Below are 24,817 nucleotides of genomic sequence, written 5' to 3' on the forward strand. Positions count from 1 at the left end.
TGCAGATGTTCATGAAACGGACCTGGGCGCTGGAAGCCTCCTGGGGCGACCGTGGATTCCATAAGGCGCGCATCAGTGACGCCATCTTTGCTGACAACGCGCCGCTGGGCCCGGGTCAGACCTTCGGGAGGTCATAAAGGCTGAAGCTTATATTGCCGACCCTTGAGTATGTCCGCCGATAACCATGGCCGGTAATACCAGAGGAGCGGTGTGAAAGGGGAGTTGGTCAACGTGACATGAATTGAGCGTTTGGCCGCTCCGTAGGTCCAGCCATAGACCGGTCCCGCCACAGACATTTGCCGTAACTGCCAGACACGAAAAAGCCGGCACCTTTCGGTAACCGGCTTTCTCTAAATTTGGTAGCGGGGGCTGGATTTGAACCAACGACCTTCGGGTTATGAGCCCGACGAGCTACCAGACTGCTCCACCCCGCATCAACTTGGTGCGAATATTAAGGACTTACGGCGCATAGGTCAAGTCTTTATTCCGTTTTGTTGTCCTGATTGCGGATCTGCTCGGACTGGTATCCGGTAATGAACTCCGATAGCAAGCGCTGTTGCTGTGGGTTGAGCTCGGAAAAGTCCGCACACCAGATGTGTCCACTCTTGCGTACCAGGCGCAGCGTACATTCAATTGTGAAAATGCGCTCTGCAATCTTGAACTTGATCACTGCTGCACAGTACTGGAGCGTCAACTGGGTTTCGGTGGTGAAGGCCAGGCCGGTCGCGGAGATGTTGTCTACCTTGACGGGCTTGCCATTTATTCTTACCCGCAGCGGAGCGTCGGGTCCTATCTTGAGGCGGAAGGCGCGACGTCCGCTATCGGTTATATCCGGAATGCGTATGATGGGTTTCATTATTCTAATGCCCGTTTTTCCAACACAAATTCAATGCGACGATTGATGGCTCGATTTTCCGCCGAGGTATTGGGTACCAAGGGTAGCGCCGAGCCATAGCCGGTCGCTGTCAGGCGTTTGGGATTGATACCGGCATCGACCATATAGCGCAGTACGGTTGTAGCACGTACTGCCGACAGCTCCCAATTGGAGGGGAACTGAGCGGTGCTGATCGGGATATCATCCGTGTGCCCTTGTATCTCTAACTTATAGTTCGGATTTTGCGCCAGTGTATCCAGCAAGGCATCCAGCATCGGCAGCATGGCGCGGTTAAACGTTGCCGCACCAGAGCCGAAAAGTACGCCGCCCTTGACGCGCAGTGAAAGTTTGCCATCTTTGGGCGTGCCTATTTCAATAGCATCCTGCATTTGCATTTGTTCGAAAGCGTCTTTCAGGTCGCTGTTCAATTGTTGCCAATCCAGCTTCAGGGCTTGTGCCTGCAAGTCAGCGTCGGACTCCTTGAGCTCTTCACTGCTGCCGCTTTTTACGGGGGATTGAAGGATGACATCATTGATATCGCTGGGGCTGCTGGTAGGGGCGTTATGCTCCAGCGGCACGATACTGTTGGGCGCGCCCGAAACTGCCCGCTGAAAGGCCCCCTGGAATGAGCGCATGGCCTCGGCGAAACGCTCGTTCTCCAGATTGGACATGGAAAACAGCAGCACAAAGAAGACCAGTAGCAGGGTCATCAGATCCGCGTAGGTCATGAGCCAACCCGGTGCGCCGGACTCGTCTGTCAGCTCGCGCTTGCGGCTGCTCACGAGCGTCGTTCCTGTGCAGGCGACTTGGCTTTGCTGGCGCTCGCGGCCTTTTCCTTGCCGATTTTGATGGGTTTGCGCTGCGCTTCTGGCAGGTAGGATGCCAACTGTTCATAGACATGCATGTAATGGTCGTTGGTCAGAATGCTGATGCAGCCCTCACGAATGATCTCAAGGTTGGTCACCTCGGTCAGGGTACGTGCGTGAAGCTTGCCGGCGATGGGCAGAAACACCATGGTTGCCAGCACTGAACCGTAGAATGTTGTGAGCAGGGCAACGGCCATGGCCGGACCGATAGTATCCGGGTTGGACAGCTGGCTCAGCATCTGGATCAGGCCAATCAAGGTGCCGAGCATGCCAAATGCGGGTGCCGACGCAGCCATTTTGCGGAATACATCCTGAACCGAATGATGGCGTGCAATCAGCGAGTCGATCTCATTTTGCAGAGTGTTGCGGATGACCTGCTCCGAGGCGGCTTCCGACAGCAGGTTGCAGGCACGCTTGAGTACATGAGAGTCACTTTCCACATCGCCCAGCTTAAGCAAGCCGTGACGATGCGAGACGCGGCTGAGTTCAAGCATGGTGTCGATCATTTCCTGGGGATTAGTATTGTCCCGGGTAAAGACAATCCAGGCGGCCTTGAAGGCGTTGAGTACATCCTTGAACTGAACCGTCAGCAGGATGGCGGCAATGGTACCACCGGCGACGATCATCAGACCGGGGACATTAACGAAGACGTCGGCATTACCACCCAGAAAAATAGCGCTGATGATCAGGGCCAGACCTGAGATAATGCCTAGTAACGATGCGAAATCCATGTGTTTGAGCACCCTGTGTCAGCCTGTTGGCTGAGCTGGTTTAAACGAAAGTCGAGTATAACAATAGCAAAGCGATGCCGTCAGACTACTTTATTGGCCTACCGCAATGGAAACATCCGCAATGGAGCCGTTCGCTGCTGCAGGATCCTGTGCAGGGCGAGCTTGAGCAATATGCGGCGAGCTTCAACTCGGTAGAAGGGAATACTACGTTTTATGGTTTGCCGAGTGCAGCCAGTGTGTGCCGCTGGGACGAACAAACGCCTCCCGGCTTTCGCTTCTGCTTCAAATTTCCGCAGAGTATCAGTCATCAGGGCGCGCTGCGGAATGTGGATGCAGAAGCGAATGCGTTTCTCGACCGCCTGCAACCGCTGGCATCAAAACTGGGCATGTTATGCCTGCAGTTGCCTTCACGTTTTGGGCCTGAGCAGCTGCCAGATCTGATTCGTTTCCTGAGTGGTTTGCCGGCGGGGCTGCGCTATGCGGTCGAGGTGCGTCATCCCGCCTTTTTTCAGGAAGGGGACGATGAGCAGAGGCTGAATACGATTTTGCAGACGTTCGGCGTGAACCGGGTCAGTTTTGATACCCGTGCCTTGTTTGCCCATCCGCAACCGGATCCGGTGACACAGGAGGCGTTACAGCAGAAGCCACGGCTGCCGTTACGGGTGTTGGCGACCGGTGATGCACCGATGCTGAGGTTTATCGCGCCGTTGGATTTGCAGCAGGGGCAGCGTTGGTTGTCGCCCTGGGTGGACCAGGTTGTACGCTGGATCGGTGAAGGGCGTACGCCCTTCATTTTCATGCATACGCCCAGCAATGGTGAAGCGCCGGAGCTGGGTCGCTGGTTTGCACAGCAGTTGCAACAGCAGCAACCGCGCCTGCGCTCCGGATTCTCGGATTGGTCGTCATTCCGACGCGTGCGCCAGCCCGGCCTGTTTTAAACTCAGTGCAGGGCGTTTGGCTGTGCCAGAGTGAAGGTCTGGATGGGAGCGTCGAATGTTACTTCATCAGTTGTCGTCATGTGATACACCCCCTGCATGCTGCCAACCTCGGTAGCCAGTACTGTCCCGCTGGTGTACTGGTAGGTTTGGCCGGGTTCAATGACGGGTTTCTCACCGACAACGCCTTCGCCTTCCACTTCCTGCACATGCTCGTTGCCATCGGTGATACGCCATTGGCGGCTCAGCAGTTGGACACTTTCCGTGTTGTGGTTGGTGATACTGATCTGGTATGAAAACACGAAGCGGTGTGCATCAGGCTCGGACTGGTCCGGCAGGTACGCAGTGACAACATTGATTTCGATATTGTGGCTGTAGTCGGTGGCATCCATCAGTTCGGGACTATCCTTTCAGTTCGGTTCGCATGGGGGCGTGTTCGCAGCGGCATCCGTCAGCGCATCGCTGATCGCCACAAACTGCGCCAGTGTCAGCCGTTCCGGGCGCAGGCCTGGGTCAATCCCCAGCTGTTGCAAGCGCTCGGCATCGATCAGCGGCTTGAGATTGTTGCGCAATGTTTTACGGCGCTGGCCGAAAGCCGTACGCACCACGTTCTGCAACTGGCGCACATCCTTGGCCGGAATCGGTGGCTCGGTATAGGGTACGAGACGGACGATGGCGGAGTCGACCTTGGGCGCTGGTGAAAAGGCTTCGGGCGGTACGATGAACAGCGGCTCAACCCGGCAGTAGTACTGGGCCATGATGCCCAGGCGGCCATAGTGATTGTCGCCAGGGCCAGCGGCCAGGCGATCCACGACCTCTTTCTGCAGCATGAAGTGCATGTCATGGATAAGGCCGTTGAAGCTGAGCAGGTGGAAGATCAACGGGGTCGAAATATTGTAGGGCAGGTTGCCGACGATGCGCAGCGGGCGTTCATCCTGTTTGAGACTGGCGAAGTCGAACTTGAGGGCATCGGCTTCATGGATGGCGAAAGTGTCGGCATAGCGGAAGAATTGGGTGCGCAGGATGGGCACGAGGTCGCGGTCCAGCTCTACGGCATCCAGGTGGCCATCACAGGCACTCAACAGTTCTTCGGTCAGCGCGCCCAGACCCGGGCCGATTTCGACCATATGCTGGGTGGGCTTCGGGCTGATGGCACGGATGATACGACCAATCACGCCCTGATCATGCAGAAAGTTCTGGCCAAAGCGCTTGCGGGCCTTGTGTCCTACGGGTTTTTTACTCATTGGGTCAATTACCTGATTGGTGGCGTGCCATGTCCAGTGCAAACTGGAGTGCGGTCAGCAGACTGCCGGCGTCGGCGCGGCCGGTACCGGCCAGATCCAGCGCGGTGCCGTGATCGACCGATGTACGGATAATCGGCAGTCCCAGGGTGATATTGGCGGCTCGGCCGAAGCCTTTGTATTTCAGTACCGGCAGTCCCTGGTCATGATACATCGCCAATACGGCATCGGCGTCCTGCAGATGGTGTTCGGTGAACAGTGTGTCCGCCGGCAGCGGACCGACCAGGTTGGCACCGCGCGCACGGAAGGCATCGAGCACGGGGGTAATGGTATCGATCTCTTCTCGTCCCATATGTCCCCCTTCACCGGCATGAGGGTTGAGGCCTGCAACCAGAACGCGCGGGGCATCAATACCGAACGAGCGAGTCAAATCCTGCAGCAGAACGTCAATGACCTCTTCCAGCAATGGTCGGGTGATGGCTGTTGGTACTTCTGCCAAGGGCAGGTGGGTGGTCGCCAGTGCAACCTTGAGCCCTTCTGTAGCCAGCATCATCACCACCTTGCGGGTATGGGTCATCTCCTCAAGGAATTCGGTGTGCCCGCTGAACGCGATGCCAGCGTCATTGATCACGCCCTTGTGTACCGGTGCAGTGACCAGGGCATCATAGGTGCCGGCCATACACCCCAGCGTTGCGATGCGCAGGGTGTCGAGTACGTAGGCAGCATTGGCGGGATCAAGCTGGCCGACCTGGCTGGGAGCGGTCAGCGTGACCGGACAGCAGTAGAGGCTGCCCGGCGGTGCCGGTTGTGCGGGCGCAGCGTCATGGAACGGCAGAATCTGCAGCGGCAGGCCGAGCAGTGCGGCACGCGCCTGCAAGAGTGTCGGGTCGGCAATGACAATCAGCTGGCAGGAGTGTGCCTGCTGAGCCAGTTGAACGCAAAGCTCCGGGCCGATGCCGGCCGGTTCGCCCGGGGTGATGGCAATACGAAGGCAGGTCACGGTCAGATCTTGCGCTCAATGTAGGCCTGAGAGCGGATCTCGCGCAGCCAGTTGCTCAATTCTTCAGTGAACTTGCGCTGACGTATGCTGCTGCGCGCACGGGAAGACAGCATCTCGTCACCCAGATCCTGGGTGCGGTAATCCTGTACTTGCAGGATGTGCCAGCCGAAACGTGACTCGAACGGTTCACTGATTTCGCCTTTGGTCGTGTTGTTCATCACCTGCTCGAATTCAGGCACCATCTGGCCATCCTGGGTCCACCCCAGCGAGCCGCCCTGAGAGCCACTGGCAGAGTCGTCACTGTAACGGCGAGCAAGCTCGTCGAAAGGCTGGCCTTCACGCAGGCGCTGATACAGATCGTTGATCTGTCGCTTGGTCTGCTCGGGACTGCGGATTTCATTCGGTGTCAGCAGGATATGACGCACCAGACTCTGGTTGACCAGCTGGACCTTGCCGCCGCGCTTGTCTTCCACCAGTAGCAGGTGGAAACCACCGGGCGTGCGCACCGGCTGGCTGATCTCGCCCGGTGACAGGCGACGGATGGCGTTGGCCAGCGGCTCCGGCAACTCCGATTCGCGGCGCCAGCCCAGCTCGCCTCCCTGCAGTGCGTTGGGGGCGTTGGATACGGCGATTGCCAGCTCGGCAAAAGGTGTCCCCTGTTCCAGCTGACGTCGTACGTCCAGTGCCTTGGCTTCGGTCTTGCGGATCATCTCCGGTGTGGCACCTTCAGGCAGAGCGAGCAGGATGTTACGCAGCTGGAATTCGCCCTCTACCTGCTGCTGGCCCAGTTCGGAATCGAGGAAGTTCTGCACTTCCTGCTCCGACACGCTGATGCGCCGGTTGACACTGCTCTGCTGGACCTGGGTCAGCAGGATCTCGCGACGAATCTGCTCGCGTGCCTGGGCATAATCCTGACCCTCGGCAATCAGCGCGTCACGGAACTGCTCCAGAGTCATATTATTCTGCTGCGCGATGCGGCCAAGCGCCTCGTTCAATTGGCGGTCGGAAACGCGAATGCCCTGACGTTCGGCGATCTGGAACTGGATGCTTTCCAGAATCAGACGGTCCAGTACCTGTTGGCGTAACACATCTTCAGGCGGCAAACGGGTTTCACCCCGGGCGGCGATTTGTTCGCGGATCAGCTCCAGGCGTTGGTCCAGCTCGCTTTCCAGTACGATGCCTTCATTGACGACGGCCGCAATGCGGTCCAGTACTTCAGCCTGTGCAGGTGCCATGGGAGCGGTCAGCAGTATCAGCGCCAGCAGGGGCTGTCTGAGTTTAGAAAGCGCCATTTTCATCCTCGTTATATCCGGTGATATCTTCCAGGAATTCACGTCCTTCGCCCTGGCCGAAAGCGCCCAGGCCACGCAGTACGAACTGCAGGAAAATGCCATTGTCAGTTTCAAATTCTTCCGCGTTGCCGGCGGTATCGGGGTCAACAACCCAACTGCGGCCGGTCAGGCGGACCTTCCAGCAGCAGCTGGCATACTCGACCCCTAACAGGGTTTCGAGGTTTTCATTGTTTTCCAGATCCTGCTGCCAGCGGCCATAGCCGGTCCAGCTGTGGTTCAAAGGCCAGCGGAAAGCCATGTCCAGCTGCTGGTTGCCGTTCGGATCTTTCTCGATATTATCGCGGTAGCTTACATACAGCAGCCGTTTGTTATCCGGCAGGTAGCTGAGCTTGTAGTTGTGCTCAAGCAGTTCATAAGTGTCGCGCTCAATTTCGCCGTTGTGGGTCAAGCGCAGGTTGCGGGTGAAGTTCCAGTTGGCCAGTGTGGCCAGGTTGGATGCACTTTCCGTTGAGCCGTTGCGCAGGTCACCGGGACGTCCGGCATACTCGCGATCGGCAAAGTAATATGCCTGGGCAGCTCCCAGCCGCAATTTTTCGATACCTTGCTCGGAATATACGGCGCTGGATAGGCCTATGGTTGCCTGCTGGGTGTCAGCGACGCGGTCGTTGCCACTCCAGCCGGTTTCGTTGAACAGGTTGTAGTAGGTAAAACTGAGCTGTGAAGAGTCAAACGCAGGAATATCATTCTGTTCATCAGCGTCGACATCGGCATGCAACAGGAGCAATCTTGGCTCCAGAGTCTGGGTATAGTTACCATCAGCCAATTGGAACGGACGCTCGAGAACCAGACCGCTGTCCATACTGAAAATGCCGGCACTGATTGAGCGACTACCGTTGCGGGCGGCATCCTTGTCATTTTCCAGATCGTATTCTGAATGCCAAAGCGTTGCTGCTGGGCGCAGGTAACCCCAGGTATTCTCGAATGCAGCACTGATGCGTGGACGTACATGAACACGATCCCCGATAGTAGCGGCTGCTGTGCCGGCAGGTGCGTACACACTATCCAGGTCTCGCTCGAAGCGGGTGTATTCTGCCTGGTAGTTTAGATTGAACACACCCGCCAAGTTGTTTTGGTAACCGTTCAGCAAAAGCTGTGGTACTTTTTCATAGGGAGTGGTGCCACCGATGGTTTGATAGCCTTGAGTACGCAGCGTCAGGTTCCATCCTGGCTGCAGGTAGCGCAGCTCGAACAGCTGGTCCAAGTGGTCGTCACGCTGTACTTCTAAGCCGGTTCCCAAGTCTTCGAAGTAATCGTCATCGCTGACGCGTGTGAAGTCAATCCGGCTGTGAAGATTATCCAGCGGTGTTCCGATGTGTTCAAAACCGAGCAACCAGCGGTCATCTTCGTAGCGGCTGTCACTGCCTAACCAGGCCGTGTTCAGACTGTTGTGAGACCAACGATCCATATAGCGGAACTCGTTTTCCAGCAACAGGCCACGCTCACCGATATGGCGCAGTGTCAGGGTGTCGTCAAAGTTGGCCGCCAGGTTGAAATAATAGGGGATGGAAAGATCGACCCCGTCACTGACCGAGTAGCTGATGCTTGGATACAGGAAACCGGACTGGCGACGATCATCAATCGGGAATGACATGTAAGGCGTGTACAGGATCGGGATGCCGGCAATATCCAGGGTGGCGTTGCGCGCAACACCACGACCGGTCTCGGGATTCAGTTCAATCGAACCGGCAGCAATCTGCCAGGCGTTGCTGCCCGGTTCGCAATAGGTGATCGCACCTTCATCCAGGCGAATGCGGCGGTCGCCGTAACGGGTGATCTGCTGGGCCTGGCCACGCATATGTTCCTGGTGCAGGACATATTGGGCATTGCTGAAGCGGGTGTCGCCGCTGAGCATATTGCTATCGGCCTGGTCGCCGAGCAATAGCAGCCCTTGCTCGCGGTAGCGCACCTGACCGAACAGGCGCGCTGTGCTGGTGTTCTGGTCATACTCGCCGCGGGTACTGGTGATCAGGCGGCCACCGCGTTGAACCTGGATGCCGCCTTCCATTTGGGTGACGCCGCCGATCTCGGTGCTGGAGGTCAGCGCATTGACATACACAGGCTGCTGATCCAATGGGCGGTCGTCATCGAGAAAAGTAAATTCCGGTTCGATGTAGCGGCCATAGCATGCGCCTGGCGCTTCACCCGGGGCATAGGCATACCAATCCAGCGCAGCCGCACTGGCTGGCGTGACTGGCTGGATAGAGGAGCCGGCAACCGCCGCTGCAGCGGGTGTGGAGCCCGGCACTTCCTTACAGGCCCATTCGCCGTCACTGGCTGCACAGTTCCATTCGGGTTTGCCGGTGTTCGCTCGGGCGGATACCTGGCCGGAAACTGGCATGGCGCGGGCAGCAGATGTCGCTTGCTGAGATGTTGGCTGGTTGCAGTCCCAGCTATCACCGCTGGCAACACAGTCCCACTCGGTTTGCGGAGCCGTTGAGACTACAGAAGGCACAGCTGTCGGCGGGGTTTGCGGGTTGGCTGGTGGCGGTGGCCAGTTGATCGTCGTTGGCGGAGTAGAGATGGCAGTACTGATTATCTCAGTAGCCACTGGGGCGGTGCTATCAATAGATTGTGCAGCAGGTGTCGAGCTTGTATCAGCAGTATCCGTTGTCTGTCTACGAGACGCGGCTGCAGGGGGCTGTGTCTGCACCGGGGCCGGTTCTGCCACGGTATCCGTTTGCTGCATCAGCGTGTTGTTGACTTCACAGTCCCATTCGCCGGTTGGCGTCAGGTTACAGCTCCACAGGCGTTCCGGGCCTTCTGCTGCATGCAGTGTTTGAGCACTGATCGCAGCGGCTACCGCCAGTGTGAGTTTGAATGCAGCACGGGTGTTAAAGGGCATCAGATCGCCATCCAGTTGCGGTCGAAGGCCGGTTTCACGCCAGCCCGTAAGTCGAGTACCATATCGAGCCATGCATGATAAAGCATTCACAACTTCAAGTGCTAGAGGATAAGAGCGAATGGGGCCGAGGCTGAAGCAGCTTTCACAATGGGTACAGCAGCAGGCAGCTGACCAGGAAATGCAGGTTGGAACCGAGCTGGAACCGGTTTCCGGCGATGCCAGTTTCCGCCGCTATTTCCGTGTGCGGGGAGAAGAGGGCAGCTGGATAGTGGTCGATGCGCCGCCGGAGCACGAAGACTGTGAGCCGTTCATCGCCATCGCGCAGGGTTGGCAGGCACTGGGTATTCCTGTGCCGCGCGTGATCGCCAGTGATGTGGAAAATGGCTTCATGCTGTTGGATGACTTCGGCGATCAACTGCTGTTACCGGCGTTGAACGAAGGCAGCGTTGAAGCGCATTACGCGCAGGCGCTGGAACTGCTGCGTCAGATCCAGCGCGCGACCAATCCGCAACTGCCGCCCTATGATCGAGTCATGCTGGCGCGTGAAATGGCACTGTTCCCTGAATGGTTCCTGACGCGCTTATTGGGGCTGGAGCTGTCCGAAGACGAGTACAAACTTATTGGTCTGGTGGCACGGCTTTTGATCGAATCCGCACAGGCACAGCCGCAGGTAAGCGTGCACCGGGATTACCATGCCCGTAACTTGATGTTGCGCGATGGTGGTGGGCTTGGCGTTATCGATTTCCAGGACGCGGTACAGGGGCCTGTGACCTATGATCTGGTATCGCTGTTGCGTGATTGTTATATCGACTGGCCGGATGAGCAGGTGCGCTTCTGGGTCGAGGCGTTCCGTCAGCGTTTGCTCAAGGACGGTATCGAGGTGAGCGAGGCCGGTTTGTTCCAGCAGCAGTTTGACCTCATGGGCATGCAGCGTCACTTGAAAGTGCTGGGTATCTTTAGCCGGTTATGGCTGCGTGATGACAAGGCAGGGTATCTGGACGATCTGCCGCGTACCCTTGCCTATGTTTACCGTGCCTCGGCACATTACGAAGAGCTGGATACCTTTACCCGCTGGTTGAAGCAACGGGTGATTCCTGCATTCGAAGCGCATTCGCACTTCAGTGGTCGGCTGCCTGAGGACTGGTTGTCGTTATGAAAGCGATGATCCTGGCTGCAGGGTTGGGAACACGAATGCGGCCATTGACCTTGAATACCCCCAAGCCGCTGCTCCAGGTTGGCGGTAAGTGCCTGATTGAATACCACATTGAGCGATTGGTGGCAGCGGGTGTGACCGATATCGTGATTAACCATGCCTGGCTGGGCGAGCAGATTGAGGCGTATCTTGGCGATGGCGCACGCTACGGCGCCCATATTCGCTATTCGGCGGAGTCTGAACCGCTGGAAACAGGGGGTGGGATTCGCAAGGCGTTGCCGTTGCTTTGTGGCCGTGATAAATCTGCGTTTCTGGTACTGAACGGCGATCTGTTCAGTACTCAACCATTATTGCCGTTGCTACAGCAATGTCCGCCGCCGGGTGGCGCGCATCTGGTCTTGACGGAGAACCCGTCCTGGCATCCGGAGGGTGATTTTGCGTTGTCGGAGCAGGGGCAGGTTAGTGCCGAAGGGGCGTCACGACTGACCTTCAGTGGTATCAGCGTGCTGACCCCTGAGCTGTTTGCCGGAGTTGATGCGACCGCGTTTGCATTGGCGCCGTTACTGCGTGAGGCAATGGCGCAGGGGCGGGTCACCGGCAGTCGTCTTGATGGGTATTGGGAAGACGTGGGCACGCCTGATCGATTGCGGGCGCTGGATCAGCGCCTGTCTGCCGGTACTATTTGAGGATATTTCATGCAGGAACTGATCGCACAACTGAAACACAACCGCACTGGCCTGGTGATTGGTGGTTTGATCGGCCTGCTCAGTGGTGGTCCGGTCGGATTGCTGCTGGGCGGTACCGTCGGCTTTCTGTTGCAGCGTGCGCTGCGTCGCAAGTTGCAGGACTACAATCCGCAGCAGCTCTTTTTCCGCGCAACCTTCAGTGTTATGGGGCGGTTGGCAAAAGCAGATGGCCGTGTGTCCGAGCAGGAGATCCGTTTTGCCCGTGAGGTGATGACGCGCATGGGGCTTAGTGATGCCCGTAAGCGCGATGCGATCGCATGCTTTAATGAGGGCAAGGACGAGGATTTTGACTTAGCCCAAGTGCTGCGGCCGCTGTCGATTCTGTTACGCAATCGCGCGGCGGTGAAACTGATGTTCATCGAAATTCAGCTGCAGGCGGCGATGGCGGATGGCGAAGTCAGCCCGGCAGAGCAGGCTGTGCTCCAGCAGGTGTTTACGCTGCTGCAGTTTACGCCGGAAGAGGTCGAGTTGTTGATGTCACGGATGCGGGCGGAAGATGCCTTTCGACGTCATTCATGGGAGTCGCACCAGCAGAGCGGATTCAATTCGGCCGGTTTGCTTGAAGATGCCTATGGTGTGTTGGGCGTCAGTGCGGATGCCACTGATGCCGAAGTGAAAAAGGCATGGCGCAAGCTGATGAGTCAGCACCACCCGGACAAGCTGATTGCCAAGGGTGTACCGGAAGACATGGTGCAGCTGGCCAAGGAGCGAACGCAGGAAATTCAGGCAGCCTACGACCGAGTCAAGTCGGCTCGCGGGATGCGCTGATCGGTTTGCTGCCGGGAGAGGTCTGAACCGGAAGCGATGGCGTTTCTGTTTTCTTGCCTCTGAGCTTGCGGCTGTCATCCAATATGATCCGTTCCAACAGTCCACGGACATGTCGCGTCAACCAGGGCATATCGGCTTGCCAGCCACGAAACGCACCGGGCAGACGGCTTTGGTGGTAGTGCTTCAGACTAGCGCGCTGGGCTAGCAGGCGCCGTTGGCGAGCGTCAGGCTCTGCGTTGGGATAGCCCGGCAATGGTGCATGATACAGATCGATCAAAGTACGCCGCCCGGTCAGGGGCAGAAGAGCCTCCAGGGACTGCTCGGTTTCGGGTGAGGGGCGTGGATCTATCAACAACAAATTGACGCCATCATCTTTGCCTTGTGCCCAGGCAGCACTCCAAACCGCGCTGCGGCCCATGCCGGTGATGATGCGCTGTCGTAGATCGGGGGCGCGCCGAACCAGTGTGTTGTGAGCTTCCTGTAGACGTTGTTGCATCTGCTGTGCAAAAGACATTGCCGGTGGTGTAGCATTTGAGCTTGGATCGGTATTTTCATCAACCGTCAGGTTTGTGGCTGTAGCAGTACCTGTCGTTTGAGCCGTGCGCTGCGGGGTTTGGTTGCTGGGCAGCTCAGGTGGCTCGACTGCAATGACAGTCCAGCCGTGTTCCGGTAAATAGGCCATGAGTGCGCGCACCTGTTCCAGCCAGCTATTGCCGCTGCCAGGGTCCGGCAGCAACAATACAGCGCCCAAGGGCTTGGGTGTCATGGCCGGCCGATACAGCAGGCGAAACTGATCGCCCTCGACATTCACGTCTATCAGCTCATGGCTGCCGCCCAGTTGTTGCAGAATGTATGCCTGTGGGGTGTCACTACCGGCGCTGTAGCGCGGCAGGTCGGCGGCAGAGGAAGCGGGGGCGCTGATCAAGCAGGCCAGCACAAGGAGTCGTTTTAACATGCCGTGATTATCGGCTGATCATGGTTTGGCCGCAAGCATGGATAGAGCTGCTGAATCCGACGCCCGCCTTGGGTACAATAGCGCCATTGTTAACCAGCGAACGAGTTCCCATGGCCGACTTCAAAATTGCCCCTTCGATCCTATCTGCCGATTTTGCCCGTTTGGGTGAAGAGGTTGAAAACGTACTGGCTGCCGGTGCGGATATTGTCCACTTCGATGTGATGGACAACCACTATGTGCCCAACCTGACGATTGGCCCGATGGTATGCAAGGCGCTGCGCAAACATGGCATTACTGCGCCGATTGATGCCCACCTGATGGTCAAGCCGGTGGATCGCATGATCGGTGAGTTCATCGATGCTGGTGCCAGCTACATTACCTTCCACCCGGAAGCCTCCGAGCATATCGACCGCTCACTGCAGATGATCCGCGATGGCGGCTGTCAGTCCGGTCTGGTATTCAATCCGGGCACGCCGCTGCACTACCTTGATCACGTGATGGACAAGGTGGACATGATCCTACTGATGTCGGTAAACCCGGGCTTTGGCGGCCAGAAGTTCATCCCGTCTACGCTGGATAAGCTGCGCCTGGTACGTGAGCGTATTGATGCCAGTGGTCGTGATATCCGACTGGAAGTGGATGGCGGTGTGGGTATCGCCAATATTGCCGAGATCGCGGCGGCAGGTGCGGATACCTTTGTGGCTGGCTCAGCCATCTTTAATACCGATGACTATGCGGCCACGATTGCGGCAATGCGCGCAGAGCTGGCCAAGGTTGGCGGCTGATGCGTAGTCTGTTCAACGGTGAACTGCCACGGTGTGTCATGTTTGATCTGGATGGCACCCTGGTAGACAGCGCGCTGGATCTGACCGCGGCTGTGGATAACATGCTGCAGGCACTGGGACGGGTGCCTGCAGGTGAAGCGCAGGTGCGCCAGTGGGTCGGCAACGGTGCGCCGGTGCTGGTGATGCGTGCGCTCAGTGGCGAGATGCATCCGGCTGATGATGCGGTGGAGCCGGAACTGTTTCAGGCGGCGTTCGATGTCTTCCTGGCGGCGTACACTCAAAGCAACGGCCGTTACAGCAAATTGTATCCCGGCGTGGAAGAACTGCTGGTACATCTGCAACAGGCAGGTGTACCCATGGCGGTCGTCACCAACAAGCCGATGGCCTTTACCACGCCGTTGTTGAAAGCACTGAAAATCGATCACTACTTCGATCAAGTGCTGGGTGGTGACAGTTTGCCAGTGAAAAAGCCGGATCCGCTACCGCTGCTGACCGTGCTGGAAGCCTCCGGCTGTGCATCGGAGTGGGCGCTGATGTTGGGCGATTCCCGTCATGATGTTGATGCGGCGCGTGCTGCAGGCTGTCCGGTCGTGTGTGTCAGCTATGGCTATAACCATGGTGAACCGGTGGAAAACTGCTCACCGGATCGGGTTGTGGACAGTTTCGTTGAGTTGATTTAAAGCTGACGGTATTTGAGTTTTCAGGTTGTGTGGGATCGACTTTTATCCTGTTTAGCTAAGTGATAACGTACTGTTATCTTCATACCCACTGTTTGTATCAGCACACGGAGTGTGCCTTCATGAAAGTTATTGCTTTAGGCGCAAATGTCTCCATACCAAGTAGTAAATGTACCTGGATGCTGACGTCAGCCAAGCACTCCTCTCTGGGTGAATATGCCGCTCTGGCCCTGTTGCCGGTTGATGCCAAGCGCCAGCCGCAAGGCAGTCCAGCACTGTTTCATGTTGAGCAGTCATGGATGGAGTGGCAAGGCGATCCGCATACACCTCGTTGTGATATTGACCTCGACAAACTTCCTGATGGAAGTGATCGAGTACTGCTGGTGTTGTACACATTTTCTGCCCAAGGGCCTGTCAGCGAACTTGCAGGTGTGAAATTGCAGGTGAATGCTCAGATTGAACATGAAGTCGATCTGAGTGGGCATGGTGACGCAGCAATGATCATCGGAGAGTTCTACTGTCGTGCAGAGCAGTGGAAGTTTCGTGCGTTGGCAGAAGGGTCGGCCTATGGATTGGCGGCATTGGGACGCAGGTTGGGCATAGATATTGATGATGCTCATCCACGTAAAAGTGCAGAGGCTTCTCGACTCGGAGGGGCGCCTGCGCAGGCCAGCGGTTCAGGCTTTGCTGTGACACATAATCGTATTTTGACATGTGCGCATGTTATTGAAGGCATGAGCGATATCTATATCACTTCGTTTGAAGGACGCTACCGGGCAGAACCGGTGATGGTTGATCGTCAGAACGACTTGGCGCTGCTGCGCGTTCAAGATGTACCTGCGCTGATACCTGTTGTATTCAAAAACGGTGTGGGTTGTCAGTTGGGCGAAAAAATAGTGGCTTTGGGTTTTCCGCTGTCCGGGTTGGCGGGTGGCGGGGTGCATGCGACCAGTGGAGACGTATCTGCTCTGTTTGGCTTGCATAATGATGCCAGTCTGTTGCAATTCACCGCACCTATTCAACCGGGTTCTAGCGGTAGCCCTGTGTTGGATGGCTCTGGCGCTGTGATCGGTATGGTTACATCGACAGTACCCGATGCTCAGAACATGAATTTCGCTGTGAAATCCGTGTTATTGGTCGCTTTTCTCGCGGCCTGTGGTGTCGACATACCTTCGAACTCCCTCAACCGGGATTGCCCCACTGCGGAAATGATCCGCACGCTTCAACCCTCTTTGTGGCGTATTGAGGCGAGAAATACATAAATTTTCTGAGCATGAATTACATGGATAGCATCACATCCCCCGAAAGACATAATGTGCAGCTGATGCGTGGTCAGCTGGAAGTCATGGTTGATCATGCAGTTATTGAACCTGATCGCTTGTTTGATATTGCTGAGCGTCGGAATCCCCGGCGAGCCTTTCTATTTGTATCCAAAGTGTTAGGTCGTCACATTCCTGCACGCCCATCGCTGATGTCAGCCAGCGCTCAGCAGTTGGCTGATGGTATACCGGCTGATTTGCCCGGGCCCGTCTTGGTGGTGGGTATGGCAGAAACGGCTGTCGGTCTTGGTGCCAGTGTGCACCGTGCTTTCAGTACAGACCGTGATGATGTGGTTTACCTGACCAGCACTCGACACCCGCTGGGTACTGAACTCTTTACTCGATTTGAAGAAGAGCATAGTCACGCGAGTGCTCACCTTATCCACATGCCTCAGGACGATACACTCCGAGCGTTGATGTTGAATGCTCGCTCACTGGTCATGGTGGACGATGAGGCTTCAACCGGGAAAACATTTATTAATCTTTATCAAGCCTTGGTGAATGCAGGCTTGAAGCATGTTGAGCGAGTCGTGACATGTGTGTTGACGGACTGGTCATCCGGCAGTGTCGGTGAGTCGATCGGGGTTCCTGTGTCTCAAACGTCCCTGTTACAGGGGCGCTATCAGTTTATTGAAGATCCTGAAGCTCCTCTGCCAGAAATGCCCGAAGTCGCGACGGTATCTGCCGGGGAGTGGCCGGTTCGCCCCGACAATGACTGGGGACGGCTGGGGACGCGTAATGTAAATGACACGCTGGCTCCAGGACTTCAGGTTCGTCCGGGTGAGCGTGTGCTTGTTGTTGGCACAGGGGAATTTGTATGGCGGCCTTTTTTGCTGGCTGAGCGTTTGGAGCGTGAAGGCGCTGACGTATTCTTCAGTTCTACGACGCGTTCTCCGATCGCTCGCGGTCATGCGATCAAGCATGCGCTTGCGTTCACGGATAACTACGGCCTTGGTATTCCCAATTATCTTTATAACGTCCGTCCGGGTGAATTTGATCGAGTGTTGATCTGCTCGGAAACATCCGCTCAAGCCGTTAGTCGAGAGCTAACGGAGATATTGCAGGCAGAGGTGATCGTAGATGCAGGCTGAGCGCCCATTAGTGTTTGTTGATCTTGATGACACTCTGTTCCAGACGGCTCGCAAAATGCTGCAGGGGGCTTCCCGGTATACCGCCACCCTCGATGCAGAAGGGCAACCTAATGGCTATATGAGTTCAGTGCAGAAAATGTTTGCCGATTGGTTGCTTGCCAGCGCAGATGTCGTACCGGTTACTGCTCGAAGCACCGATGTTTACCGAAGGGTTGTTCTGCCTTTTACCCAAGGAGCCGTGTGCTCTCATGGCGGTATTATCCTCCGTGCTGATGGCACACCGGATCAGGATTGGGCGATGCAAATGGCAGCTACACTGGAGCCCTTGCAGGAGCGGCTTCATGCCTTGACTGTCCATATCCTGGAAGCAGGAGAGATGATTGGTGTGTCATTGCGTACATGGGTCGTTGAGGAAGCGGGTATAGGCCAATATGTAGTGGCGAAGCACAATGGTGCTGGGGACGCCGTGTTAGGTGACGTATTGGCTGTAATCAAAGCCAAAGGTCTGGTAGCCGGTATGCATGTCCACCGTAACGGGAATAATTTGGCACTCCTTCCTGTGGGTTTAGAGAAAAAACATGCCGTACAGGAATGGCTGCGCAGGGATAGAGAAATACATGGAGAGCGTCCTGTTCTGGGAATGGGTGACAGTATTACTGATCTTGGCTTCATGCAGTCATGTGATTTATGGGCAACCCCTTCGGGCAGTCAGTTGGCTGCTCTGGTAGAGGATAATAGTCATGACTGACAAACTGGCTGCGCTGGAAACGGTAGGCAGTGGCAGTTATGCCACTGCCGATGTGCATTTTCTGTTGCGCGCTGTAGAAGTCGATACAACGGATATCGAAGAAAAGGAGCGCTTGATACAGAGCGGTCAAAAGCATTATTCCGACATGATAAGTTTGGAACGTCCGCCTTCTGAGATGCACATGGCACTGTATACGCAGGCAATGGAGCGCAACAGCTGCCGAATGTCCAAGGATATACAGTCGTTGGCGCAAGCGTTACACACTTTGTATGCTGGAGAGCCTTTGGCTCTGGTGTCGTTTGTCCGTGCAGGCTTGCCGCCTGGGGTGCTTTTGCGCCGTGCGCTTGAAGGGATGGGCCTAACAACGCGACATTACGGTATTAGTATCGTGCGTGACCGGGGGATCGATACCGTTGCACTGGACGCTGTAATCGAAGCTCATGGCGCAGCTAATATTGTTTTCGTGGATGGATGGACTGGCAAGGGAGCTATTGCCGGTGAATTGCAAACGGCACTCAGTCAAGATCCACGTTTTCCGGAGAAGCCTCGACTCGTAGTACTGGCCGATCCGTGTGGGCGTGCCTGGCTGGCGGCTTCTGCAGATGACTGGGTTATTCCGTCCGGCATTCTGGGGGCTACTGTTTCCGGGCTGGTATCGCGATCTATCTGGCCGACAGATGACGGCCTGCATGGCTGTGTTGTTTATGAGCATCTGCGGGAGCATGACATGACCCGTGCGTTTATTGATCATATCGACGCCGAACGGGTGCAATTGGGGCCAGTTGCTTCAGCGACGCCGTGGAGTGAGAGTAAAAAAGAGTCCCTCCAGATCAAGGCTTCAGGGGTCATCAGCATGCTGGCCGAGCGCTTTGATGTCACTAACGTCAATAGAATAAAACCAGGCATTGCAGAAGCGACTCGTGCTGTATTGAGGCGGGTTCCTGACCGTGTTCTGGTACGTGATCGCGGGGATGCTGATGTGCAGTTGTTACAGTATCTGACTGATCGGGCTGGCGTCGCAGTCGAAGAGGTGGGCGATGATATTGCGCCATATAAAGCCGTTACCATTATCAAGGCGGTAGGCCAATGAGCATGCCTTCACCTTATGCATTGGGTGCCACCCTTTACATGCCAGCCACCCGCGGAGATCTGCTGGATGTAGTGTTTCGTGACAAGCTTCCCTCGCTTAGATCTCTGGTGATATGTCTGGAAGATGCGGTGGCCGAGATCGATGTGGCGACGGCCTTGGCTAATCTGTCTCGACTGTTAAGCGCAATCGACCAGCGGGGAGGGCGTCTTGAAGAGGGGCCCTTGCTATTTGTACGACCCCGCGATGCGAAAATGGCCGAGATACTGAATGAGTGGTCATTGATCAAACATGTCGATGGCTTTGTTGTGCCCAAGCTGACGTTGGGAAACCTTTTATCTTGGCAGAAGGCGGTAACGAATCCAGAACTTTGCCTGATGCCTACACTGGAAACACCGGATGTTTTCAGTCCGGAATCCATGACGAATCTGGCCGAAGCGCTTCAGGAAACCCTTCACGACCGTATCATAGCGCTAAGGATTGGAGGGAACGATCTACTAGGTGGGTTGGGGCTGCGGCGCAACCCGGTTACGACGCTTTATAGCACACCGATGAGCTATGTGATCTCGATGCTTTCAGGCGTGATGGGGTCGCACGGTTTTGCGCTGACAGCACCGGTGTTTGAGCAGCTATCGACGCCGAGGCTTCTTGAGCAGGAGCTGGAGCTTGATGTGGCGCATGGACTTGTTGGAAAAACAGCGATTCATCCGGATCAGATCGATATTATTCACGATAAATTGCGTGTCAGCCTGGATGATCTGAATTCGGCACGCCAGATTGTTCAGGAAAAAACGACAGCGGTATTCAAGCATAACGATGCAATGTGTGAGCCTGCGACGCATTACAAATGGGCTACCAATATATTGGAACGCGCCAAGTGGCATGGGGTTCAGCAGCCGTGTGAGAGACATGGTCGCGAGCCTTTTCAGGTGCAGGCGCGTGTGGCAGATTTCGGCTGCTGATGGCTTCTTGGCGTATAAAAGGCTGTCGAAAGCATAATAAGTAGATGGCCAGCAGCCCAAACGATTGAACGAAATAGCCGAACTTGATGTCGGTAGAAATGCGAACTCAAATTACTAACGTAACAAGGAATGTGAAAATGGCGCTGACGCTGAGTAAGAATCAAAGTATTTCCCTGGAGAAAACCGCCGGAACCGGTTTGACGTCTATCAGCCTTGGTCTTGGCTGGGACCCTGTGAAAACCGGTTTCCTGGGCAAGCTGATGGGTGGCGGCAGCATCGATCTGGATGCTTCTTGTATCCTGTTCGATCAGGGGCTTCAGCCAATTGATGTTGTCTGGTTTCGGCAGTTGGCATCCAAGGATGGTTCTGTCACTCATTCCGGAGACAATCTGACTGGGGAGGGTGATGGTGATGATGAGACTATCCATGTAAACCTGCCGAATCTGCCTGCTGCGGTTAAGCACTTGGTATTCACCGTGAACAGTTTTACCGGTCAAAATTTCGAGAAAGTCGAGAATGCGTATTGCCGCATACTGGATCAGGCAGGTAATAAGGAGTTGGCGCGCTTCAATCTGTCTGAAAAGGGCCAGCACACCGGTATTGTCATGTCCACCCTGACTCGAGAAGGCAGTGGCTGGCAGTTTAAGGCCATAGGCCAAACAACTCGTGGCCGCACGGTTGACGATTTGGTTGGCTTGGCTGCTCAGGCGGTACGTTCATGATAGCACTGGTGCCTGGAGGTAACGCTCCGGTCACATCCGGGCAGGTTTACGTCAAAATCGATTACACACCTGTTCCCAATGCCGATATTGATGTGTCCGGTTTTGCCTTGGGTGCGGCTGGAAAAGTACGTGGCGACGGTGACATGTGCTTTTATGGTCAGACCCGTGTGCTGGACAGTGCTATCCAGATGACAGAGTCATCGGCGGGCCTCGCTGTTTTTGTATTGGATTTAAGTCGGTTGGAAAGTGGGATCGACAAGGTGGCGTTAACCGCGACAATCCATGAGAACAAGGCAAGCTTTGACCGTGTATCTCGGCTATCGGTTTCTGTTGGCGATGATATCGTTGCCGATATTCCTACTACAGGAATGCAGGAGACCGCTCTGATTCTTGGCGAAATCTATCGGCGCGCAGAGGGGTGGAAGTTTCGTTGTGTTGCTCAAGGCTTTGCGGGAGGACTTGAACCATTAGCTGAGCACTTTGGGGTTGAGGTTGCGGCATCTGCCGCTTCCACCCCGCCACCGCCACCGCCACCTCAAGGCAAACCGTCGGTTAATTTGAGCAAGGTTACCCTTGATAAAAGCCGTTCGTCGATCAGTCTGGCAAAAAGTACGGCCGACTTTGGGGAAATCAAGGTCAATCTCAATTGGCACCGTGGCACCAGTGGTGGCTTTTTTTCTCGTAACCGTGCTATCGATCTTGATGTCGGCTGTTTGTTCGAGTTGAAAAACGGAAGCAAGGGGGTTGTCCAGGCGCTGGGTAATGCCTTTGGTGACCTTGCATATGAGCCTTACATTCAATTGATGGGCGATGATCGGACAGGGTCCATCGATGGCGGTGAATGGCTTCATATCAACGGACACAAGTGGAGCGAGATTCGTCGCGTGCTGGTGTACGCGTTTATTTATGAAGGTGCACCTGACTGGAAGCAAACCGATGGCGTCATCACGATTCATATGCCTGACCAGCCAGACATTGAAGTTCGTTTGAACGAGGAGGGTGGGCGCTACGGAATGTGTGCAATTGCGATGCTGGAAAATGACAACGGTGCAGTCAAGATTACCCGTCTGGTTGACTTCCATAAAGGACATTCCTATATGGATAAGGCCTATGGCTGGGGAATGCGCTGGAGTGCAGGTTCTAAATAGTAGTCACCGGCAGGCGTGTGCCTGTCGCCACTTTTGAGGAATACATTATGCTTGATTGGTTGAAAACAAATGCGACAGCAGCGCGTAACAAGCTGAGTACTGAAGTGGGCAAGTTCAAGAACAAGGACTTCATGACGGCAACAGCGAACGCTTGTGCGATGATTGCTGCGGCGGACGGTGAGGTTTCATCTGCCGAAAAGATGAAAATGACCGGCTTTATTAACAATAGTCCCGAGCTACAAGTATTTAATCTTAAAGATGTGATCAAGGTTTTCAATGATGCTTGTGGCAAGTTTGAATTCGATTTCCAGATCGGTCAGGCTGAGGCGTTAAAAACAATCAACAAGATCAAGAGTAATGATGGCGCTGCTCGGTTGTTGGTGCGTGTTGCCTGTGCCATTGGTGCTTCGGATGGTGATTTTGATGGCAAGGAAAAAGATGCTTGTCGTTTGATCTGTAAGGAGCTGGGTCTCAATCCGGCCGACTTCGACCTCTGAGGATCCAATAGTGGAGACGACACAACTGGGCTTCCCACCGTTAACGATGGCCGTATTTGTTGGCATTGCCTTAGGTGCTTTGCTGCTGGATATGGTGACACATCGGGACGAAAAACCGATTACTTTGCTGCGAGCCTCAGTTTGGTCTGTTTTTTGGGTCGCTATCTCTCTGGCTTTTGCTGGTTTCCTTTATGTTCAGCACGGGCCGGATATAGCCTCATTGTTCATTACAGGCTATGCACTTGAAAAAGTGCTAAGTGTCGATAATCTGTTTGTGTTCATGGCCATATTTGCATGGTTTAAGGTTCCAGATGGGCTTCGGCACAGGGTGCTTTACTGGGGCATTATTGGGGCTATCGTGTTCCGTGGCATCTTTGTGGTTATCGGGACGGGGTTGTTGGCGTTCGGACCCTGGGTCGAGATCCTGTTTGCAGTCATCGTAGCCTGGACGGCGGTGATGATGCTCAGGTCTGAAGAGGGGGACGAAGAAGAAGACTACTCTCAGCATATGGCTTACCGTTTTGCCCAAAAACTGTTTCCGGTTTGGCCCAAACTATATGGGCACAATTTTTTTGTATCTCGGAAAAAGCTGGAAATTGAAGTCCAGAAACCTGAAAACAGTGGTATCAGCCTGGCTACGAAAGGCAAAATTTTTGCAACTCCACTGCTATTGTGCCTATTTGTGGTTGAGGTGTCAGATGTCCTGTTTGCATTTGATTCGGTACCTGCGGTGATAGCCGTTAGCCGTGAGCCTCTGATCGTATATTCCGCGATGCTGTTTGCGATTCTTGGTTTGAGGACGCTCTATTTCGTACTTGAAGCACTCAAGCGATACTTGGTGCATTTGGAAAAGGCCGTAATCGTGTTGCTGTTTTTCATTGCTGGAAAGCTGGCATTGAATGCAACTAATCACCTTTTTCACCACGGTATAAGTATTGATCCCGATACTAGTCTGCTCATCGTGTTGGTGGTGTTGGCGATCGGTATTGTGGCCAGTGCTCTTTTCCCTGAAAAAGAAGAAGCACAGACCGATAGTTTGTAATTTTCCGTAGCAAAAAACTTACAAGGAGAAGTATTCATGGCTTTGTCTCTGCAAAAAGGCGGCAATCTGTCTCTGTCAAAAACTGATCCGAGTTTGACCAAAATACTGGTCGGGCTGGGTTGGGATCCGCGAGCTACTGATGGCACAGAGTTCGATCTGGATGCGAGTGCATTTCTATTGAATGCGGCGGGTAAGGTGCGTGGTGAAGCGGATTTTATTTTCTACAACCAACTGCGCAGTGTCGAAGGAGCTGTAGAGCATACTGGGGATAACCGCACCGGTGAGGGTGATGGCGACGATGAGGTTATTAAGGTAGATCTCAGTCTGGTTCCTGCTGACATTGACAGGATCGCTTTCACTGTCACTATTCATGATGCTGAAGCCCGCAAACAGAATTTTGGTCAAGTCAGCAACTCGTTTATTCGTGTTGTGAATGAAATCTCGGGTGCAGAAATTGTGCGTTATGATTTGGCCGAGGATGCATCAACTGAAACAGCAATGATTTTTGCCGAGTTGTATCGGCATAATGGCGAATGGAAGTTCCGTGCAGTAGGCCAAGGCTATGCCGGAGGGCTTAAGGCATTGGCCAATGGCTATGGAATGAATTTCTGATATTTTCTTATTACAAGGAGTAGGGTAATGGCTATTAGTTTGTCCAAAGGCGGTAATGTATCTCTCACCAAGGAAGCGCCTGGTTTGAGTGAAATTATTGTGGGTTTGGGTTGGGATCCGCGTGTAACAGACGGGACTGAATTTGACCTGGATGCATCTGTGTTTATTACGGGTGAAGATGGTAAGGTTCTGAATGATTCCAGCTTTATTTTCTACAACAATAAACAATCAGCAGACGGTTCTGTTGAGCACCAGGGCGATAATCGCTCCGGTGAAGGTGAGGGCGATGACGAGCAAGTCGTTGTCAAACTGACTGGGCTGGCAGCAGACGTTAAAAAGCTGGTGTTCGCTGTGACTATTCACGAAGCAGAAGCCCGCCAGCAGAACTTTGGTCAGGTTTCCAACGCCTTTATCCGTGTTGTGAATAAAGCGGATAATAAGGAAATTGCTCGTTTTGACCTGTCTGAGGATGCATCGGTCGAGACTGCCATGATCTTTGGTGAAGTATACCGTCATAATGATGAGTTCAAATTCAAAGCTATTGGTCAGGGTTTTGCTGGCGGCCTCAAGCCGTTGGCAGAGGCGCACGGCGTCAATATCGGTTAATACGGTGAAAAAATAACCGTATGAAAAAAGGCCGGTCCCTTTAAGGGAACCGGCCTTT

At 54.8% G+C, this 24,817-nt stretch carries 26 protein-coding genes and 1 tRNA gene; 17 read left to right on the top strand and 10 right to left on the bottom strand.

Translation table 11 applies throughout. From position 1 onward, the window contains the following. Positions 1-357: 357 nt before the first annotated feature. The 4 genes from CLV44_RS05960 to CLV44_RS05975 form a co-directional block, all read right to left on the bottom strand. Positions 358-434: transfer RNA gene (locus CLV44_RS05960), tRNA-Met, on the bottom strand. A gap of 47 nt (positions 435-481) precedes the next feature. Further along, positions 482-856 carry a PilZ domain-containing protein gene (locus CLV44_RS05965; protein WP_106591202.1) on the bottom strand — a complete coding sequence of 125 codons (375 nt, stop codon included), beginning with the start codon at positions 854-856 and terminating at the stop codon, positions 482-484. Next, complete coding sequence (locus CLV44_RS05970; RefSeq protein ID WP_211298092.1) at positions 856-1,656, bottom strand: OmpA/MotB family protein; 801 nt, start codon at positions 1,654-1,656, stop codon at positions 856-858. Before CLV44_RS05970 ends, CLV44_RS05965 begins: the two co-directional genes overlap by 1 nt. Continuing rightward, a complete protein-coding gene (locus CLV44_RS05975; RefSeq protein WP_106591203.1) occupies positions 1,653-2,471 on the bottom strand; it encodes a motility protein A in 819 nt (272 codons plus the stop codon). The genes CLV44_RS05970 and CLV44_RS05975 overlap by 4 nt, the downstream gene beginning before the upstream one ends. A gap of 74 nt (positions 2,472-2,545) precedes the next feature. Between CLV44_RS05975 and CLV44_RS05980 the strand changes: the two genes are divergently transcribed. Further along, positions 2,546-3,409: a DUF72 domain-containing protein gene (locus CLV44_RS05980; protein WP_106591204.1), complete on the top strand. Its 864-nt coding sequence runs from the start codon at positions 2,546-2,548 to the stop codon at positions 3,407-3,409. Positions 3,410-3,411: 2 nt separating this feature from the next. Here the strand turns inward: CLV44_RS05980 and apaG are convergent, their stop codons facing one another. From apaG to CLV44_RS06005, 5 genes are read right to left on the bottom strand one after another with little or no spacing between them, the layout of a single operon-like run. Next, positions 3,412-3,798 (bottom strand): Co2+/Mg2+ efflux protein ApaG, encoded by a 387-nt coding sequence (gene apaG, locus CLV44_RS05985; RefSeq protein WP_106591205.1) that lies wholly within the window; start codon positions 3,796-3,798, stop codon positions 3,412-3,414. 18 nt (positions 3,799-3,816) lie between these two features. Then, positions 3,817-4,650 carry a 16S rRNA (adenine(1518)-N(6)/adenine(1519)-N(6))-dimethyltransferase RsmA gene (rsmA, locus tag CLV44_RS05990; protein WP_106591206.1) on the bottom strand — a complete coding sequence of 278 codons (834 nt, stop codon included), beginning with the start codon at positions 4,648-4,650 and terminating at the stop codon, positions 3,817-3,819. 4 nt (positions 4,651-4,654) lie between these two features. Beyond that, a complete protein-coding gene (pdxA, locus tag CLV44_RS05995; RefSeq protein ID WP_106591207.1) occupies positions 4,655-5,647 on the bottom strand; it encodes a 4-hydroxythreonine-4-phosphate dehydrogenase PdxA in 993 nt (330 codons plus the stop codon). Between the two features lie 2 nt (positions 5,648-5,649). Further along, positions 5,650-6,939 carry a peptidylprolyl isomerase gene (locus CLV44_RS06000; protein ID WP_106591208.1) on the bottom strand — a complete coding sequence of 430 codons (1,290 nt, stop codon included), beginning with the start codon at positions 6,937-6,939 and terminating at the stop codon, positions 5,650-5,652. After that, complete coding sequence (locus CLV44_RS06005) at positions 6,926-9,841, bottom strand: LPS assembly protein LptD (RefSeq protein ID WP_170069280.1); 2,916 nt, start codon at positions 9,839-9,841, stop codon at positions 6,926-6,928. The genes CLV44_RS06000 and CLV44_RS06005 overlap by 14 nt, the downstream gene beginning before the upstream one ends. A 118-nt stretch (positions 9,842-9,959) precedes the next feature. Here CLV44_RS06005 and CLV44_RS06010 point away from each other — a divergent pair, with 118 nt between their 5' ends. From CLV44_RS06010 to djlA, 3 genes are read left to right on the top strand one after another with little or no spacing between them, the layout of a single operon-like run. After that, positions 9,960-10,997 carry an aminoglycoside phosphotransferase family protein gene (locus CLV44_RS06010; protein WP_106591210.1) on the top strand — a complete coding sequence of 346 codons (1,038 nt, stop codon included), beginning with the start codon at positions 9,960-9,962 and terminating at the stop codon, positions 10,995-10,997. Further along, positions 10,994-11,680: an N-acetylmuramate alpha-1-phosphate uridylyltransferase MurU gene (gene murU / locus CLV44_RS06015; RefSeq protein WP_106591211.1), complete on the top strand. Its 687-nt coding sequence runs from the start codon at positions 10,994-10,996 to the stop codon at positions 11,678-11,680. Before CLV44_RS06010 ends, murU begins: the two co-directional genes overlap by 4 nt. A gap of 9 nt (positions 11,681-11,689) precedes the next feature. Further along, positions 11,690-12,508: a co-chaperone DjlA gene (gene djlA / locus CLV44_RS06020; RefSeq protein ID WP_106591212.1), complete on the top strand. Its 819-nt coding sequence runs from the start codon at positions 11,690-11,692 to the stop codon at positions 12,506-12,508. Here djlA and CLV44_RS06025 read toward each other — a convergent pair. Beyond that, entirely contained in the window at positions 12,483-13,463 is a 981-nt protein-coding gene (locus CLV44_RS06025) for a DUF3530 family protein (RefSeq protein WP_106591213.1), read from the bottom strand. The genes djlA and CLV44_RS06025 overlap by 26 nt on opposite strands. 110 nt (positions 13,464-13,573) lie before the next feature. Between CLV44_RS06025 and rpe the strand changes: the two genes are divergently transcribed. From rpe to CLV44_RS06090, 13 genes are all read left to right on the top strand, one after another. Then, on the top strand, positions 13,574-14,248 hold the full coding sequence (gene rpe / locus CLV44_RS06030) for a ribulose-phosphate 3-epimerase (RefSeq protein WP_106591214.1): 675 nt from the start codon (positions 13,574-13,576) through the stop codon (positions 14,246-14,248). After that, on the top strand, positions 14,248-14,928 hold the full coding sequence (locus tag CLV44_RS06035) for a phosphoglycolate phosphatase (protein ID WP_106591215.1): 681 nt from the start codon (positions 14,248-14,250) through the stop codon (positions 14,926-14,928). Before rpe ends, CLV44_RS06035 begins: the two co-directional genes overlap by 1 nt. A gap of 119 nt (positions 14,929-15,047) precedes the next feature. Further along, positions 15,048-16,187, top strand: coding sequence for a trypsin-like peptidase domain-containing protein (locus CLV44_RS06040; protein WP_106591216.1), 1,140 nt, complete (start codon positions 15,048-15,050; stop codon positions 16,185-16,187). Positions 16,188-16,207: 20 nt separating this feature from the next. Next, the gene (locus CLV44_RS06045; protein WP_106591217.1) at positions 16,208-17,335 is read left to right on the top strand and encodes a phosphoribosyltransferase domain-containing protein; all 1,128 of its coding nucleotides are present in this window, start codon (positions 16,208-16,210) and stop codon (positions 17,333-17,335) included. Beyond that, entirely contained in the window at positions 17,325-18,083 is a 759-nt protein-coding gene (locus CLV44_RS06050) for an HAD family hydrolase (RefSeq protein WP_106591218.1), read from the top strand. The genes CLV44_RS06045 and CLV44_RS06050 overlap by 11 nt, the downstream gene beginning before the upstream one ends. After that, positions 18,076-19,173, top strand: coding sequence for a cysteine protease StiP domain-containing protein (locus CLV44_RS06055; RefSeq protein ID WP_106591219.1), 1,098 nt, complete (start codon positions 18,076-18,078; stop codon positions 19,171-19,173). Before CLV44_RS06050 ends, CLV44_RS06055 begins: the two co-directional genes overlap by 8 nt. Then, complete coding sequence (locus CLV44_RS06060) at positions 19,170-20,132, top strand: HpcH/HpaI aldolase/citrate lyase family protein (RefSeq protein ID WP_106591220.1); 963 nt, start codon at positions 19,170-19,172, stop codon at positions 20,130-20,132. The genes CLV44_RS06055 and CLV44_RS06060 overlap by 4 nt, the downstream gene beginning before the upstream one ends. 137 nt (positions 20,133-20,269) lie before the next feature. Beyond that, positions 20,270-20,854, top strand: a complete 585-nt coding sequence (locus CLV44_RS06065) for a TerD family protein (RefSeq protein ID WP_106591221.1) — start codon at positions 20,270-20,272, stop codon at positions 20,852-20,854. After that, positions 20,851-22,002: a TerD family protein gene (locus tag CLV44_RS06070; protein WP_106591222.1), complete on the top strand. Its 1,152-nt coding sequence runs from the start codon at positions 20,851-20,853 to the stop codon at positions 22,000-22,002. The genes CLV44_RS06065 and CLV44_RS06070 overlap by 4 nt, the downstream gene beginning before the upstream one ends. Before the next feature lie 47 nt (positions 22,003-22,049). Further along, the gene (locus CLV44_RS06075; RefSeq protein ID WP_106591223.1) at positions 22,050-22,499 is read left to right on the top strand and encodes a tellurite resistance TerB family protein; all 450 of its coding nucleotides are present in this window, start codon (positions 22,050-22,052) and stop codon (positions 22,497-22,499) included. A 10-nt stretch (positions 22,500-22,509) separates the two neighbouring features. Next, on the top strand, positions 22,510-23,541 hold the full coding sequence (locus CLV44_RS06080; protein WP_106591224.1) for a TerC/Alx family metal homeostasis membrane protein: 1,032 nt from the start codon (positions 22,510-22,512) through the stop codon (positions 23,539-23,541). Positions 23,542-23,577: 36 nt separating this feature from the next. Continuing rightward, positions 23,578-24,153 (top strand): TerD family protein, encoded by a 576-nt coding sequence (locus CLV44_RS06085; protein WP_106591225.1) that lies wholly within the window; start codon positions 23,578-23,580, stop codon positions 24,151-24,153. A 27-nt stretch (positions 24,154-24,180) separates the two neighbouring features. Further along, positions 24,181-24,759, top strand: coding sequence for a TerD family protein (locus CLV44_RS06090; RefSeq protein ID WP_106591226.1), 579 nt, complete (start codon positions 24,181-24,183; stop codon positions 24,757-24,759). Positions 24,760-24,817 lie beyond the last annotated feature (58 nt).

It is taken from the genome of Marinobacterium halophilum, from assembly GCF_003014615.1.
In the GTDB taxonomy this organism is placed as follows: domain Bacteria; phylum Pseudomonadota; class Gammaproteobacteria; order Pseudomonadales; family Balneatricaceae; genus Marinobacterium; species Marinobacterium halophilum.